General features: G+C 36.3%; 18 protein-coding genes. 5 read left to right on the top strand and 13 right to left on the bottom strand.

Features of this window, described 5'->3' with window-relative positions:
- The first annotated feature begins 18 nt into the window (after positions 1-18).
- The 4 genes from ppk2 (at position 19) to ABYK33_RS03030 (ending at position 2,335) form a co-directional block, all read left to right on the top strand.
- A complete protein-coding gene (gene ppk2, locus ABYK33_RS03045; RefSeq protein ID WP_373031460.1) occupies positions 19-849 on the top strand; it encodes a polyphosphate kinase 2 in 831 nt (276 codons plus the stop codon).
- Positions 850-1,051: 202 nt separating this feature from the next.
- Positions 1,052-1,357 carry a hypothetical protein gene (locus ABYK33_RS03040; RefSeq protein ID WP_373031459.1) on the top strand — a complete coding sequence of 102 codons (306 nt, stop codon included), beginning with the start codon at positions 1,052-1,054 and terminating at the stop codon, positions 1,355-1,357.
- A gap of 126 nt (positions 1,358-1,483) precedes the next feature.
- Entirely contained in the window at positions 1,484-1,735 is a 252-nt protein-coding gene (locus ABYK33_RS03035) for a hypothetical protein (RefSeq protein ID WP_373031458.1), read from the top strand.
- A 252-nt stretch (positions 1,736-1,987) separates the two neighbouring features.
- Positions 1,988-2,335: a hypothetical protein gene (locus ABYK33_RS03030; RefSeq protein WP_373031457.1), complete on the top strand. Its 348-nt coding sequence runs from the start codon at positions 1,988-1,990 to the stop codon at positions 2,333-2,335.
- A 188-nt stretch (positions 2,336-2,523) separates the two neighbouring features.
- Here the strand turns inward: ABYK33_RS03030 and ABYK33_RS03025 are convergent, their stop codons facing one another.
- From ABYK33_RS03025 to ndhC, 13 genes are read right to left on the bottom strand one after another with little or no spacing between them, the layout of a single operon-like run.
- Positions 2,524-4,020: an NADH-quinone oxidoreductase subunit N gene (locus tag ABYK33_RS03025; RefSeq protein WP_373031456.1), complete on the bottom strand. Its 1,497-nt coding sequence runs from the start codon at positions 4,018-4,020 to the stop codon at positions 2,524-2,526.
- Positions 4,017-5,507: a NuoM family protein gene (locus ABYK33_RS03020; protein ID WP_373031455.1), complete on the bottom strand. Its 1,491-nt coding sequence runs from the start codon at positions 5,505-5,507 to the stop codon at positions 4,017-4,019. Before ABYK33_RS03020 ends, ABYK33_RS03025 begins: the two co-directional genes overlap by 4 nt.
- Before the next feature lies 1 nt (position 5,508).
- Complete coding sequence (gene nuoL, locus ABYK33_RS03015; protein ID WP_373031454.1) at positions 5,509-7,398, bottom strand: NADH-quinone oxidoreductase subunit L; 1,890 nt, start codon at positions 7,396-7,398, stop codon at positions 5,509-5,511.
- Positions 7,395-7,709 (bottom strand): NADH-quinone oxidoreductase subunit NuoK, encoded by a 315-nt coding sequence (gene nuoK, locus ABYK33_RS03010; RefSeq protein WP_373031453.1) that lies wholly within the window; start codon positions 7,707-7,709, stop codon positions 7,395-7,397. Before nuoK ends, nuoL begins: the two co-directional genes overlap by 4 nt.
- Entirely contained in the window at positions 7,706-8,224 is a 519-nt protein-coding gene (locus tag ABYK33_RS03005) for an NADH-quinone oxidoreductase subunit J (RefSeq protein WP_373031452.1), read from the bottom strand. The genes nuoK and ABYK33_RS03005 overlap by 4 nt, the downstream gene beginning before the upstream one ends.
- Entirely contained in the window at positions 8,214-8,720 is a 507-nt protein-coding gene (locus tag ABYK33_RS03000; protein ID WP_373031451.1) for an NADH-quinone oxidoreductase subunit I, read from the bottom strand. Before ABYK33_RS03000 ends, ABYK33_RS03005 begins: the two co-directional genes overlap by 11 nt.
- 1 nt (position 8,721) lies before the next feature.
- Positions 8,722-10,005 (bottom strand): NADH-quinone oxidoreductase subunit H, encoded by a 1,284-nt coding sequence (locus tag ABYK33_RS02995; protein ID WP_373031449.1) that lies wholly within the window; start codon positions 10,003-10,005, stop codon positions 8,722-8,724.
- Positions 10,005-11,441 carry a 2Fe-2S iron-sulfur cluster-binding protein gene (locus ABYK33_RS02990; protein ID WP_373031447.1) on the bottom strand — a complete coding sequence of 479 codons (1,437 nt, stop codon included), beginning with the start codon at positions 11,439-11,441 and terminating at the stop codon, positions 10,005-10,007. Before ABYK33_RS02990 ends, ABYK33_RS02995 begins: the two co-directional genes overlap by 1 nt.
- Positions 11,442-12,722, bottom strand: coding sequence for an NADH-quinone oxidoreductase subunit NuoF (nuoF, locus tag ABYK33_RS02985; RefSeq protein WP_373031446.1), 1,281 nt, complete (start codon positions 12,720-12,722; stop codon positions 11,442-11,444).
- Positions 12,712-13,197: an NADH-quinone oxidoreductase subunit NuoE gene (gene nuoE / locus ABYK33_RS02980; RefSeq protein ID WP_373031445.1), complete on the bottom strand. Its 486-nt coding sequence runs from the start codon at positions 13,195-13,197 to the stop codon at positions 12,712-12,714. The genes nuoF and nuoE overlap by 11 nt, the downstream gene beginning before the upstream one ends.
- Entirely contained in the window at positions 13,197-14,822 is a 1,626-nt protein-coding gene (locus tag ABYK33_RS02975; protein ID WP_373031444.1) for an NADH-quinone oxidoreductase subunit D, read from the bottom strand. The genes nuoE and ABYK33_RS02975 overlap by 1 nt, the downstream gene beginning before the upstream one ends.
- Positions 14,815-15,339, bottom strand: coding sequence for an NADH-quinone oxidoreductase subunit B (locus ABYK33_RS02970; protein WP_373031443.1), 525 nt, complete (start codon positions 15,337-15,339; stop codon positions 14,815-14,817). Before ABYK33_RS02970 ends, ABYK33_RS02975 begins: the two co-directional genes overlap by 8 nt.
- Positions 15,330-15,692, bottom strand: a complete 363-nt coding sequence (ndhC, locus tag ABYK33_RS02965; RefSeq protein ID WP_373031442.1) for an NADH-quinone oxidoreductase subunit A — start codon at positions 15,690-15,692, stop codon at positions 15,330-15,332. The genes ABYK33_RS02970 and ndhC overlap by 10 nt, the downstream gene beginning before the upstream one ends.
- 535 nt (positions 15,693-16,227) lie before the next feature.
- Between ndhC and ABYK33_RS02960 the strand changes: the two genes are divergently transcribed.
- Positions 16,228-16,476 (top strand): hypothetical protein (locus tag ABYK33_RS02960; RefSeq protein WP_373031441.1); only part of this gene is annotated, 249 nt, incomplete at its 3' end.

Raw genomic sequence — 16,476 nt, 5'->3', positions numbered from 1 at the left:
ACAATAATGGAAAATGAAATGAATCAAGAAACTATAATGAAGCTTCGAGCAGAGAATGATACACTTCGCCATCGTCAAAATGAGGCTGATGTTTATTATGCAAAAATGAAAGAGCTGGAAGTGTATCAGGCGGAACTCATCAAGTTGCTTACGCAACTGGAAGCGAGATCCCAAAAAGCAGTTATTCTTTTTGAGGGAAGAGATGCTGCAGGTAAAGGAAGTCTTATAGGGAGTATCGCTCAGTATCTTAATCCGAAACATTGTCGTACAGTTGCACTTGGAAGACCTACGGATGAAGAGAAATCACAATGGTATTTTCAAAAATATATCAAACACTTTCCTCGAGGTGGAGAGATGGTCCTTTTTGATCGGAGTTGGTACAATAGAGCTATGGTGGAACCCGTTTTCGAGTTCTGTACTCAAGAGGAGTATGAACTTTTCTTAGATACTGTGATCCCTTTTGAAGATTCATTTATCAAGCATGGTACACACCTTATTAAAATTTATTTGAGTGTATCAAAAGAAGTGCAAAATGAACGTTTTGAAAGACGTCGTACTGATCCTCTTCGTCAATGGAAACTAAGTGAAATAGATATGCAGGCACAGGCAATGTGGGATGATTTTAGCCAGAAAAAGATACATATGCTTGAAAGGACCCATACACCAGAGTCTCCATGGCATATTATTCGTTCTGATGATAAGCACAAAGCACGTATTGAGGCAATGAAGTTAATTATGAGAGAGCTGTATACACATAAGAGTGAAAGTCTGATAGATCTGAAGGCAGATGAGAGTATTTTAGTTTCTATAGAGGACGAACTGTTACGAGAGGACGAACTATTACGGTAATAAACTTTGATTTAAATTAAGTTTATTTTTAGCTCAAAAATCCAAATTATAGAATATAATTCGAATTGCGGATAGACAAATAAAATCGGCTTGAGTTGGTCGGTCGCAAAACGATGCGTACCTATATAAATGCTGTAACCAGTTAGTCTGTATCTCAAGATATTTTCTAAGGTTATATACTTAAATGGAGGATTGAACCCTTATGTTCAAAAAACCTTTTTTAACAGCATTGCTGTTTTCAATGTTAACAGTCTCTTCTATGGCAGAAGAGATGCCAAATACGGCGGAGTTAGAAGAACTATCTCCTATCGCTCAATGTGATGAACACTATAATACATGTTCAGAAAAATGTGAAGATTCCTTTCCTAACGCATGTATAGACCAATGTCAGGCACTAGCAGATCAATGTTATGACTATGCTGTATCTGAAACTAATGATGAACCACCATTTATAGGGGGACAAGAAGAATCCGGATTTGTACCTCCCCCAGAGAATACAGAAAATTAATCTGAAAGAGTACCCTTGGAGGTAGAATAAGTAAGTAATATGAAGCCATGCTATCCGCATAATCATGGCATCTAAAATGCTTAACTTTTTTTGTGTTATAACGTTTATTATATAAATGAGGAAAAAATGACGTTTGATGAGATTAGATTTGCACTTGCAGTAAGCGGTGTTGAAAATGAGGATGCCCAAACACTGATAGAATACAGTAAGAAAAAAGGCACAGATTATAAAGTACTTGATGATCTGTTAGTTGAGATGGGTTATGAAAAAGTCTTTACAGATGATTTTTTTGGCTGGATGGATACAGATAATGAGGATTTTGCTGAGGATTACTTCACAACTGAAAAAATGCGACATAGGCATGAATGGCAGGATTAAAAAATATTATGTAAAAATGGTAAAACCTTATAAAATATATAATTTTATAAGGTTCCTAATCAGCATTAAAATGTTTTTTTGAAAGTGATAATCTATAGTTTTATATCCTTCTTATTCCCAGTACTTTTTCCCTTCTCCATTCTGAATATAACAATTCAATTCACTAGCAATATACCCAATTTTTTATTTCTATATGTCTAATAAAATTAATAATAGTTATTATATACTATAAGAAAATATAAGGATGACTAGATGAATATACTCTCAACTTTATTAATGATAATAGCTTTAAGTGCTCCTATACATGCCATCAACAATATAGACAAAACGGTAAAGAAGGAATGCAAAGACATAACAAATGATAGTAAGCCTATGTTGACAAATACGTATCTGAAAGGCATTATTGAAGGAATTAACTATGCTATACCATATAGTGATGCTACAGAACTTGCAAAGAGTGGAGCCACTAAAAGTATAATGGAGATGGCATGTAAGAACGTTTTTGAGAATAGAACCGTACATGGATTTGATTCTGATTATAAGTGGCAAGTCATGAAACTCACATCAAAGAAGCATAGTAAAATGAAGCAACAGTTTTAATCGATACATTATCAAGTATTTATTAGAAACCTTATTAAATATATAACTTTATAAGGTTTTCTACCGTCTTTTTTCCAAAAACCTGTAGCGTGTTTTATTGAAACTGACACCAATTAAAAAAGACATAAGTTTGATAGCGTGGAACTAAAGATGATTGATCTATTATCATCTAAAGTTCGCTGTATGTATCATATGAAAAGTGAAGCAATGGCTGTTTGTGTAATGACCAAGATCTCATCGATACTTGGGATAGGTACAAAAAATACAACAATACTTCCTATACCTCCCCAGATAATCAACAAGCCTAGGAATCCAATTGCATAGGTACTAATACGTTTATCATCAAAGGTCTGTAGAGGTATTTCTTTATCACTTGAGTAAAAATACATCATTGCAATGAGCTTGAAATAGTAATAAATGGATGCCATTGTCGCCATAATAGCTAAGGTGGCTAAAAGTGTATAACCAGATTGGATTGCTTCTGTAAAGACATAAAATTTCCCCATAAAACCAATGGTCGATGGAATACCAGCCAAAGAAAGAAGAAATATTGTCATCATAGCAGCAAGGTAGGGACGTTCATGTGCCAACCCTTTAAAATCATCATACGTTACTTTGACTTTTGTTTGGGCAATAATATGAGAAATTAATCCAAAAGCCCCTATAGCTGAGAGGAGATAAGCAATGAGATAAAATACAATAGCATAAGACCCTTTACCACTCTCACCAAGTGCTAAGAAAGCAAGAAGAAGGTATCCAGTATGTACGATAGAAGAAGCTGCAAGCATTCTTTTTATGACTGTTTGTGTCAATGCCATCCATGTACCAACAAGGAGAGTCAAGAGAGTGAGAGTTTCAAAAATAGGCTCCCATAATTCACGAATAATCGAGAAGTCTTGGATGTAGATACGTAAAAAAAGAGCAAAAATAGCGATCTTAAAGACAGATGCCATATAGGCAGTGATCAATACAGGTGAACCTCTATATACGTCAAGTACCCATGATTGAAAAGGGAAGGCCGCAATTTTAAATAGAAAGGTAAAGAGTATCATCGTTAAACCAATATATATCAGGGAAAGACTTTCTTGGTTTTCCTGCATATAGATTGAAATTTCTGTCAGGTTTGTTGTACCCGTTGCACCATAAATGAGTGCTGTCCCTAAGAGAAAGAATACACCAATAAAAGATCCTAGAACCAAATATTTAAACATAGCTTCAACACGTCTACCATCTTCACTGTTGAATCCAACCATGATATAGACTGAAAAAGAGGCGATCTCAAAAGCAATATAGGCAGTGATCAGCTCATTGGAATGTGCTAAAAGCATCATACCAAAGAGAGAGAAAAGCATAATACTGTAAAACTCGCCTTTAAGATAGGTCTTTTTATTGGCGTAGCTTTCTCCAACAAGGATAATAAATATCGTACCTATAAGAAGTAAGACACTAAAGAGGTTGGCATAAGAGTCAAATAGGATTCTGTCTCCAAATATAATAGGGAAGAGTTTTTCACTGTATAGGTCTCCAAAATGTCCTACTGAAAAGAGGACAGCAATGAGTAGTGCAATCACACTTACTGTGATAAAATGACGTATTTTAAATGTTTCATACATACTCATAAACATTAAAACTAGTGCACCTATAAGTACACTTAACATAGGTAAAATTAGTAGAAGAGAATTCATTTAGCCACCCCTGATGGTAATATATCTGCAATATAGTGAAGTACACTCGGTTCAAATTTATCAATGAAGTAATCTGGGTAAAGTCCCATGATAAAGATCAAAATCACCCATGGAACCAAAGCTATTATCTCTTTGATATGTAAATCCCTCATAGGTAAGTCTTTACCACTGTCAGTCTCTCTATCTTGTAAAATGGCCCGTTGAAACATCCATAACATAAACGAAGCAGCAATAAGTATGGTAATACCTGAAATATATCCCAAAAGAGGATGAAATTCATAGATACCAAAGATAATTAAGAGTTCTGAAGTAAACCCACTGGTTCCTGGAAGTCCCACATTTGAAAAAAGAAAAATAGCAAAGATAACGGTAAAAATAGGTGCTTGCTTGGCAATACCACCCAGGTTACTTATCGTTTTAAATCCTGTTTCCTGATGAAGTATTCCAATCAATAAAAAGAGGCCTCCTGTCGCAATGGCATGTGCAATAATAAGGTAAAGTGCACCACTCATTCCATACGCATTGAGTGAGAAAACACCTGCGGTGATGAAACTTAAATGAGATGCAGAAGCATAAGCGAACATTCTTTTAATATCATTTTGCATCAATGCAGCAATACCAAAATAGATAAGACCAAAAATACCAATACAGACAAAGAAGATAGAGAATTGACTATAAATCTCTGGAAAAATAGGTATAAGAAATCTTACGATCGCATAAACTCCAAGTTTTGCCATAATTGCAGAGAGCATAAAGACTGCACCTGTCGGTGCATTACTGTAAGTATCTGTAATCCATGTATGAAAAGGGAATAAGGGTATCTTTATTGCAAATGCTGTGGCAAATGCCATAAAGAGCCAAGCTTTTTCTTCGTAACTTAAGGTGCTTATATGTGTAAAACTATCGATGGAAAAAGACCATGTTCCAAATTCATTATAATATTCTGTCCCCAAATACAAAATGGCGATCAACATGAGCAGTGATCCTGCAATCGTATAGACAGTCACTTTAAGGGTAGAAAAAATCTTGTTTCCTGTACCAAACATACCCATGATTAAAAATATCGGTAAAAGCATGGTCTCCCAGAAAAAGTAAAAAAGTACAATATCCAAAGAAAGTAAGGCGCCAGTGATCCCAGTCTGTACCAAGAGCATATTGATCCAATACCCTTTAGTTCTACCTTCCCATAAAAGAAGATATGCTGGGGTAATGAGTAAAGCAATAAGCATAAGAATGGTTAATGAAAAACCATCTAAACCTATATTGTAATGAATTCCATATTGTTTGATCCATACATTATTGGTAACAAATTGCATACCCCCTTGCGGATCAAAATTAAGGTAGAGTTTTAATACCAATCCCAAAATGATTATAGTAGTGACAAAAGCAATGTTTCGTACACTGTTGGCCTCTTTGGTGGTAATCATCAATATGAATGCTACAACCGCCGGTAAAAATATAATAAATGATAAAATATCTGGACTCATTTTAAACTCCTTGCAGTTTCGTATAGACGTAGTATGAGATCGCACTCATACCCATAAGCATGTAAAATGCGTAATATCGAACATTTGCATTTTGTAAAAATGTTAATCCTCGTCCAAAAGCAACAAAACCTCTGGTCAAGCCCATGAGTGTGGCATCGATAATTTTAGTATCCAGCACATCACTGAAAAAGGAAGAGAGCCTTTGCACACTCTTAACAAAAACAACGTTATAGACTTCATCCACGTAAAATTTATTATAAATCAATCCTTCTTCATGCTCACGCTTAGACAGATCAAAGTTAGCATATCGTTTATAGGCAACAAACATTCCTAAGAGAGCAACAGAAACACTTGCAAAAATGAGTATGATCTCTGTTTGGTGTGATAATGTATTATGTTGACTGTGTAGTTGTGCAAGCCAATGGTCAAGCTGATGTTCTCCACCAAATATCTCAGGTAGATTAACAAAACCTGCGAACATAGCACCTATAGCGAGTACAAAAAGCGGTACGCCAATACTCCATGGTGTATTATGCCGTTCATTTTCATGCTGATTAGGTGCAACAAAAAGAATGAAATAAAGCCTAAACATATAAAAGGCTGTTAAAAATGCTGTAAAAAGTCCTATACCCCAGATCAGATAATGTTCACTTGCAAAAGCACCTGCTAAAATGGCATCTTTTGAAAAGAAGCCGGCAAAAGGTGGTATTCCGGATATTGCAATAACACCAATAAGAAAAGTGACAGAAATAATTGGCAATTTCATACGATGTTTACCTAATTCAAATATATCTTGTTCATGATGTATGGCAAGTATTAATCCACCTGCACCCATAAAGAGCATTGCTTTAAAAAAGGCATGGGTAAAGACATGAAAAAGTCCTGAACTGTAAAGTCCCAGTCCAACAGCTATGAACATATAGCCCAGTTGACTCATGGTTGAGTACGCAAGGATCTTTTTAATATCTGTCTGTCTGGTAGCTATAATTGCAGCAAAGAGTGCCGAGAATGCACCAATATAGGCGATAAACAGCCCTACATCAGGGATACTCTCATAGAGGAAATGAAACCTGGCTACCATATAAACACCTGCTGTAACCATGGTGGCAGCATGTATGAGTGCAGAGATAGGTGTTGGCCCTAGCATCGCATCTGGTAGCCAAGTGTAGAGTGGGATCTGTGCCGATTTACCCATGGCACCCACAAAAAGTAAAATACCTGAAAGTATCAACAGAGGTTCAGAAGCCTCAGTGATATGTTCTTGCATAGATCCAAAACTGATCCCTGTTTGATTTAGGGCGAAGAAAAGTGTAATGACACCTAGAAGAAATCCAAGATCTCCTACTCTATTGACAATAAATGCTTTATTACCTGCAACCACATTCTCTTTGGTTTTATAATAAAAAGAGATGAGTAGGTAAGAACAGACTCCTACACCTTCCCAACCAATAAAAAGGATTATAGGGTTATCAGCAAGTACAAGCAGTAACATCGATGCAAGAAAGAGATTGAAGTAAGCAAAAAACTTACCAAATCCCTCATCATTTTTCATGTAAGCTACTGCATAGAGATGAATGAGTGTACCCACAAAAGTAACAAAAAGAGACATAAAGATAGAAAGATTATCGCCTAAAAGTTGCATAGGAATAGTAAGTTTATCTAAGTCTAACCACATAAAGAGGTGTTGTGAATAGACAGTAGCATTTTGATTCATATCCATAAAAAGGATAAAAGTAAAGACAAAAGCTAAGAAAGGGAATACCGTTCCGATGATTGCAAAAAGTATCTCAGGCACTTTTTTGATCTTAATGTGATAGATATAGAATCCTCCATTGAGTAAAGCACCCAACAAAGGAAATAAAATAATCCATATTAAAAGTGAAGTATTCATCTGTTGATCTCCGGTCTAAGTTTAATAAATAAGTCGCTGTCAAGAGAACCTTTTGATCTAAAAAGAAGAATCATAACGGTTAGAAAGATTGCAGCTTCAGCAGCTGCAATAGCAATGATGATCATAGCAATGATCTGTCCATCCATGTTCGAATGTAATTTTGAAAAGACTACAAGCAGTAAATTAACAGCATTGAGCATCAGTTCAATAGACATATAGATCACAAAAATATTTCTTCTTGCCACTACACCGATCACACCTATGGAAAAGAGTATGATCGCAATAGTGCCATATCCTAAAAGTGTTGTCATCTTTTGATCTCCTTTTTTGATTTTTGTTTGACTAAAACGATCACACCGATAAGGGCAACCAAGAGTAAAATAGAGATAAGCTCAAAGGGGAGTAGCCACTCAGTGTAGAGTTGCATTCCAAGCGCTTTTATTGTCCCAAAATCTGATTCTACTAATGTCATTTGTATGTTCGGTAGATCTGAAAGGGCTTTAAATATCAATAAGTTGATAGGGATCATAAATGCAGCACCCAGGGTGATCAAAAGATATTTTTTAGGTTCATCGGGTAAATCTTCTTTTTTAATATTCAGGAACATAAGTAAAAATAAAAAGAGTGTCAAGACAGCACCCGCATAAACAATGATCTGAACCATAAACAAAAATGAGGCACTTAAAAGCGCAAATAGTCCACCTATGGATAAAATAGAAATTAAAAGTCCTAAAGTGGCGTACATAGGTTCTTTTACTGTTATCATAGTCATAGCTCCAACTATAGATAAAATAGCAAATGCTACAAAGAAAATATCAATCATCATTAAACTCCTTTGATCTGGTATGAGAGAGAAGCGTATCTTTGGTAATAACAAAATCTTCTCTTTTGTCACCAACAAAAGAGAAAATACCTGTATCCATACGAATCGCATCACAAGGACAAGCTTCAACACAATATCCACAAAATACACACTCAAGTAGATCGATGTTAAATATTGCAGGCATCTTCTCATCTATACCATCTGTTCTCTCCGTTGCCTCAATAAAAATACAATCTGCAGGGCATGCTGTTGCACACATATAACACGCCACACACTTCACGCTATCGTCTTCTCTTTTGGTGAGCCGGTGGACACCTCTATATCGGTCTGTAATATCTGTAGGTTGTACCTCAGGATAAGACTTTGTGGTTAATTGAGAAGTATCTCTAATGTTTGTAATGAAATGTCGCATGGTTGTCTTCATCCCTGAAAAAATAGCAGGAATGTAGAGTTTGTCCCTTAACGTATCTCCATGTCTTTTAACAACTTTTATACCCATCTTAATCTCCTAGCACAAGCACATAGGTGGCTGTGATAACTATGTTTAACAACGCTAAAGGTAGAAGGACTTTCCACCCTAATAGTTGTAGTTGATCGTATCGGAATCGTAAGAGTGTCCAACGTATCCATACAAAAAAGAAGTTCATTAGGAAAAACTTAATTAAAAAAGTAGATACCTGCACCATGGCTGTAGCGATATGGATACCGTTGCTACTTAATCCAGATATAAGCAGTAGACCCAAAATAGCGATAACGACTATGGTAATTCCCCAAAATATACGTATAAGTATTTTAGACTCTTTGTCTCTTGGATCATTAGAATCTACCCAACTATTATTTTTTTTGATCCATTTTGTAAAAACATAAATGATCAATGGCAAAATAATCATGGAGGCAGCAATCAGTATATCTATATGCTGATGGAGTGCTTGGGTATTGAGCCAAGGGATTTGATAGCCTCCAAAGAAAAGAGTGACAATTAAAGCACTTGCAGCACTCATCGCTGCAAATTCACTTACTTGGAAAAGACCAAATCGCATCGCAGAATATTCGGTATGATATCCTGCTACAAGCTCACTCTCTCCCTCTGCTAAGTCAAAAGGGGCTCGGTTTGTTTCTGCAAGTGCAGTGACAATAAAGATGAGTGCAGCCAAAGGTTGCATCACCACACCCCAAGCTGGGATAAACCCAAAAAGTAATCCCCCCTGATAGGCGGCGATATCACTTAAGTTCACCGAACCATAGACGATAAGCATCGAGATAATGGCAAGACCCATTGAAGCTTCATAAGAGATGACCTGTGCAATGGCACGAATGGAGCTTAAGATCCCAAATTTACTGGTACTTGCATATCCTCCTAAAACAATACCATAGACACTTAATCCCGCAAAAGCTAGAAACCATAAGATACCTAGATCAATAGGCAGTGCCTGCATAGTATATGAGACCCCATCAATCTCCAGTCTATCAGCAAAAGGAATAACACCAACAGTCAAAAAGGAGCATAAAAACATGATGACAGGTGCTATAACAAAGAAGAATTTATACTTAATAAAAGAAGGAATAAAATCTTCTTTAAAAGCGAGTTTCAGCATATCTGCAACACTTTGTACTAATCCACCTAAGCGAATACCTCCAATGTGTGCACGGTTGGGTCCAGATCTATCTTGCATAAATCCCGAGACCCTACGTTCCCACCAAACCATAATAGGGGTGGTTCCAACAGCTAAATTGACAGCAAGGAGTATATTAATTAAAATAACAACGACAGCAGTAAATTCCATTATGCCTCCTCCTGAGATAGTGACTCTATCTCTTGCCAAAGTGAGATCAATGTTCCTGCCGGAGCATTTTTCCGCATGGTACTTTTGATGTGTTGAGTCACTTCATCAATGTTGGTATAGCTTCCATCTTTTTCTAAAAATGAAGCAATAGGAAGTACAATATTGGCAGACTCTACTAGTGTTGTATCGTTTGAACTAAGTAAGATTACTTCTTTTCTCTCAAGAAGGTCCTGCTTATCTTCAAAATAATTATTTTCAACAATAACAACGATCTTTTTTTGAGAGAGTAGTTCTTCAAATTGCTTTTTACCCTCACTGATCCCAAGGGCTTTCATTCCTGCACGATTTGGAGATCTATCAGAAGTACGTAACATATCATCAGCAAATGTTTTATCATTGTATTGAGGTGAGTATCCTGACAATGCAGCTCCATTGTTTTTGGCATAATCTTTAAACATTGCTAACTCTTCATTAGATAAAAATGGAGAGACGAGTAAGAGTATATCACTTGAATGTGTATGAAGTAGATTTGCTATGTTTGTTACGGCTTCTTTTGTAGAAACAATCTCTTGGCTGATGAAGGCATCACTTATCCTTTTGTCATTTTCATCTTTATAGCTCAGTCTTCCATCATCACAGATAAAATAACCATTGACATCAAGGTTTTCTCTAGGTCTAAATCTAAAGATCTGATCATCTTTGTACTTTTCTTTTTTGTGGTCAACATAGATATTACAGCCTTTGGAACAACCACTACAGATCGCCTCAAACGTTTCTAAAAACCATACACGTTGATTAAATCTAAAATCTTTACTTGTCAATGCACCCACGGGACAGAGATCAACCACATTCATAGAATAGTCGCTCTCAAGTTCTTTACCTGGGAAGGTACTTATAACTGAATGGTCTGATCTTGAAAAAATACCCAATTCATTTGTGTGTGTTATTTCATCTGTAAACCTGGAGCAACGTGTACATAAAACACATCTCTCTTGGTCAAGCATGACATTTTTACCAAGATCTACAGCTTTTTTGGCATGATTTTTATTTTCTGCTTCCAGACGACTCTCATAAAAACCACCTTCCATATAGTAATCTTGAAGTTTACACTCTCCTGCTTGATCACAAGTAGGACAATCTACAGGGTGGTTAATAAGCTCTAATTCTAAAATGTCACGACGTACTTTCTCAATATTTTCACCTTGAGTACGCACCACCATTCCCGCTTTTACAGGAGTGTCACAAGAGATTTGAGGACGTTTGGAACCCTCGATCTCAACCATGCACATTCTACAGTTTCCATCTGTTCCCAAAGCAGGGTGATAACAGAAGTGTGGGATGTCTATGTTTTCTTTAAATAAGTAATCTATCAGTACTGAGCCTTCTATAGCTTCTACTTCTTTACCATTTATAATTATGTTGACGATATCACTCATCTATAACTCCTTGCTACTTATTGCTTGTCCGCCTAATATATAGGCTTCAAATTCATCTTTAAATTTCACAACAATACTCCCGATAATATCAGCAACGGCAGGAGCAAAAACACAAATAGTTTTACCGTTCAGGGTATTACAGACATCACTAATGGTTTGAATATCGCTAAGTTTACCTTGTTGTGTTACCACATCATGAAGTATTTTATCTATCCAGCCTGTTCCTTCTCTACAAGGTGTACACTGTCCACATGATTCATGGTGATAAAACTCAATAATATTTTTAGCTACTTCTACCATACAAGCATCTTCATCAATAATGACCATACCCCCAGTACCTAAAGTAGAACCTATATCCCACATAGATTCATAATCAAGGACTGCATTTTCTGCTTCTTCTCTAGTTAAAATAGGGCAGGAGACTCCTCCTGGAATGACGGCCTTGAGTTTTTTCCCCTCTTTCATTCCTCCACCTAAAGTATTGATGACATCTATCATCTTTAGACCATATGCTAATTCATAGACCCCAGGGTTTTTTACCGGACCACTTAGGGCAAAGAGCATAGTTCCGGGTGATTTTTCTGTACCATATTGGGTATAACCCTCATAGCCATTTTCTATAATATGTGGTACAGAAGCGATAGTTTCTACATTGTTAACCGTTGCAGGATTACCAAAGTACCACTCACACTCTTTTTGATGGGGTTTAAGTCTCGGGTGGCCTCTTTTCCCTTCAAGGGATTCAATTAATGCAGATTTTTCACCACATATATAGGCTCCTGCTCCACGATGCACAACAATGTCTAATTTGAAATCACATGCACCATTCATCAGTGTTTCACCAATAATACCAGCTTCGTAAGCTTCATCAATAGCAGTGTTTAGTCTATCTGCAAGCCATTTGTATTCACCTCGAATGTAGATGTAGGCAGTATGAATATTCATAGCATACGAAGAACAGATAATCCCCTCAATGAGTAGATGAGGGTCTTTATCCATCACTTCTCTATCTTTAAAAGTCCCAGGTTCACTCTCATCTGCATTCACAATAAGGTAGGCAGGACGTGGGTCATTGGTTGGCATGTATCTCCATTTTGGACCACATAAAGCACCTCCACCACCTTTTCCTCTTAGCTTTGACTTATCAACCTCTGTAATCACTTCATCAGGTGTCATGGTAAATAGTCTTTTTAATGAACCATAAGCACCATTTTTTTGTGCAACTTCAAGTTTATAAGACTCGGGAATGTCAAATTTCTTACTCACAATTTTAGTTATCATCTGAAGACTCCTCTAGTAAGGTTTTTACTTTTTCTATCGTAAGGTTCTCTACGTAATCTCCATTGAATGCCAACATAGGTGCACCACCACATGAACCTAGACACTCAACCACCGAAAGGGTAAATTGGCCATCCTTACTTGTCTCTCCAGGTTTAATATCCAGAGTCTCTTCAAGGTAAGAAATGATTTCCTTGCTTCCACATAGCATACACGAGGTTGTTTTGCATACCTCAATATGGTGTGTGCCTATAGGTTTAGTATTGTACATGGTGTAAAATGTTACGACTTCATAGACACGTATAGGTGTAGTAGAGAGTAGTTCTGCAACAGCAATCATAGCTTCTGGACTGATCCAGCCCTCTTGTTCCTGTACTAACCATAAGGTTGGTAACATCATAGAATCAATTTTAGGATAACGCTTTGAAAGCTTTTCAAATTTTTCTTTGTTTTCGGGTGTAAGTGTAAAGGTTTTCATTATCTGTCAAACTCCCCTGCAATAAAATTCATACTTGCCATAGTGACAACAGCATCTGCAAGCATCGTATTTTCAATAATTTTTGAGTAAGCACCTAAGGCATAGAAGCAGGGTGGTCTACACTTAACTTTATGTGGTGTTCCTGAACCATCACTTACTACATAAAACCCAAGTTCACCATTAGCTGCCTCTGTGGCAGAGTAATACTCGCCTTTTGGTACCTTAACCCCTTCAAAGACCAGCTTAAACTGATTCATCATTCCCTCAATAGAACCGTAAACCTGATCTTTAGGAGGCAGGGAAATGGCTCTATTGTCAGTGATGATAGCACCATCAGGCATAAGCTTCATAGCTTGTCTAATAATACTAATACTCTGGATCATCTCTTCAAAACGTACCATCATTCGATCATAGATATCGCCATGACTTCCTACGACCACATCAAAATCAAAACTATCATAATAATAATAGGGTTTATCTTTTCTCATATCAGAAGCTATACCTGTAGCACGAAGATTTGGACCAGTTATTCCGGAATTAATGGCAAAATCTTGTTTAATGACTCCCACATCCTGAGTTCGATCTAAAAAGATTTTGTTACGAGCGATCAGTGAAAGTGCATCATCAATAGATTTTTCTGTTGATCGTAGTACTGATTCAAGTTCTTCTGCAAAACCTTCATATAGATCATAACTTAACCCACCAATACGTGTGTAGGAGTTGGTAAGTCTGGCACCTGTCAATTTAGAGAGTACTTCATAGGCTTCATCCCTTGGATTAAAGATATACCAAAAGTTGGTCAATCCACCTAAATCGACACAATTAGCTGCATTACAAACAGCATGATCCATAATACGGCTAAGTTCCCCAATGATCACACGTATAAACTTAGCTCTGTCAGGTATTTCAACATCTAACATCTCTTCAATAGTTTTACAAAAGCCTATATTGTTTAAAATCGCAGAACAGTAGTTTAGTCTATCAGTGTAGGGAATAATTTGATTATAATTATGTGTTTCACATGCTTTTTCAAAGCCTCTATGAAGGTATCCTATTTCTGTGACTGCCGTCACTATTGTCTCCCCCTCCATTGCCAAAAGGTTTCGTATTGTTCCATGAGAAGCAGGATGTGAAGGTCCTACATTCAGAAGCATGACTTCATCTTCTTCAAACCCTTTTTCTTTTAAAAGAGGACGCATTTCATCCATAAGATCTTCTGTCTGGGTACAGATGTGTCGATCGGTGATCTCATAGTCTTTTCTTAGTGGATGGCCCTTAAATTGATGATGATTCAGTATTCTTTTTAGATTAGGATGTCCTTCAAAAATAATTCCATACTGATCAAAAACCTCTCTCTCACCCCAATTAGCTGCCTCATAAATATCACTGATCGTTGGCAATGTTAAAGTACTATCATCGACCATGGTTTTAACTAATATCTCATTTTTAAAAGTGCTATCACGTAAAATATAGACCACAGCAAATCGCGCCTGGTCATGGTCTGGATAGTTCAGATAGTCTGTAGCTGTAATATCAAGCAACATGGAAAAATCTTCATTTTCCTTAAGTGCTATAATGGTCTCTCTTAATTTTTCGAAAGATACTTCATGAACTTTATTATGCATCTAAGAAACCTTTAAAACCACTGTTATGTTGGCGATTTTTTTGAGAAAGTCTTTCATCTTTGGACTTTTCCTGAATTCTCATGAGCGATTCAAAAAAAGCTTCTGGTCTAGGTGGACACCCTGCAATATATTCATCAACAGGTATAATTTCATCAATACCTTGAACCGTTGTGTAGTTGTCATAAAATCCACCACTACAAGCACAAGCTCCCATAGAGATAACCCATTTAGGTTCAGGCATCTGATCATATATCTTCTTAAGTATGGGTGCTTGTTTATAACTGATAGTTCCAGCTACCACTAAAAGGTCTGCTTGTCGTGGAGAAAAACGAACTACTTCTGCTCCAAATCTAGATATATCATGCTTAGATGCGGCAACAGACATAAATTCTATACCACAACATGCTGTTCCAAATACCATAGGCCACATTGAGTATGACCTAGCCCAGTTGACTGCTGTATCCAGTTTGGTAACCAATACAGAGTCACCAAGAGAAAGCTCTTCTTCTAATCCCATAATAATGCCTTTTTCTTATAGATATAAATTAAACCTGCAAATAGAAGAGCCATAAATGTAAACATCTCTCCTAATCCGAGGTAGCCTAGTTCTCTTACATTGACGGCCCATGGAAACATAAAAATGATCTCCACATCAAAGATCACAAAGAGAATGGCAACAATGTAAAATTTAATGCTAAACTTGATGTTTGTGCCACCTACAGGGTTACTCACACCACTTTCATAAACAGTATTTTTGTTGATACCCTCTTTTTGAGAAGGTCCCAGATATTTTGTCAGCATAAAAAGCGCTGATAAAAGAATACCTATGAGTATAAACACGGAAGATGCTAAAAGAAGTTCATTTGACATAAAAAATCCTTAATATTTTATAGTTCACAATTACCTTTAATGATAATTTGAGATAAATTATTATCGTAAATATAAAATAAAATAGTCGTATATCAATCGTTTTCTTGAATAAGATTTTTTTTATATACTTTTATAGATTATTTATTGGTATTTACCTGGAATTAGTAAATGTGATCTGTTTTGGCGTAGTATGAAATTTTTCTTATTACATTAGTACTCATAGTGGAAATTCAAGATTTTTAAGGTGTTATTAGGTTTGAATCCTTAGTACTTATCCTTATTATTTATCAGATCCAAATTCTTTTAGGTATGTATTTTATAGGTAGGAATATTTTGAAATTTTACTGCATATCCGCTATTTGGCTAATTTATTTTTAAATGCAATTCATTTTATTCTATCCAAGATGATACTTACAGATAAAAAGGCGTAAATATATTTTAGTGATCAAAATTACTGAATATATACAAAATTGCGATTATTGTACGATTTATTAGGTGTAATATGCTAAATATCAAATTATTAGGAGACCCATATATGGCCTTATTAGAAGAATATAAAGCTCACACAGCTGAGCGTGCAGAGTTAGGTGTACCACCACTCGTATTAACCGCAGATCAAACTGCAGAACTTGTAGAGTTGTTAAAAGCATCACCAGTTGCAGATGCAGCGTATGCTATAGACCTTTTTGAAAACAAGATCCCAGCAGGTGTGGATGATGCAGCTTACATCAAAGCAGCATTTTTAAATGACATTGTTCAAGGTAATGTAACTTGTACAGAGATC

Origin of the sequence: Sulfurovum sp., from assembly GCF_041562805.1 — a bacterium.
In the GTDB taxonomy this organism is placed as follows: Bacteria; Campylobacterota; Campylobacteria; order Campylobacterales; family Sulfurovaceae; genus Sulfurovum.
The sequence above is the reverse complement of the archived record's forward strand: the minus strand, read 5'-3'. Positions and strand labels throughout refer to the sequence as shown.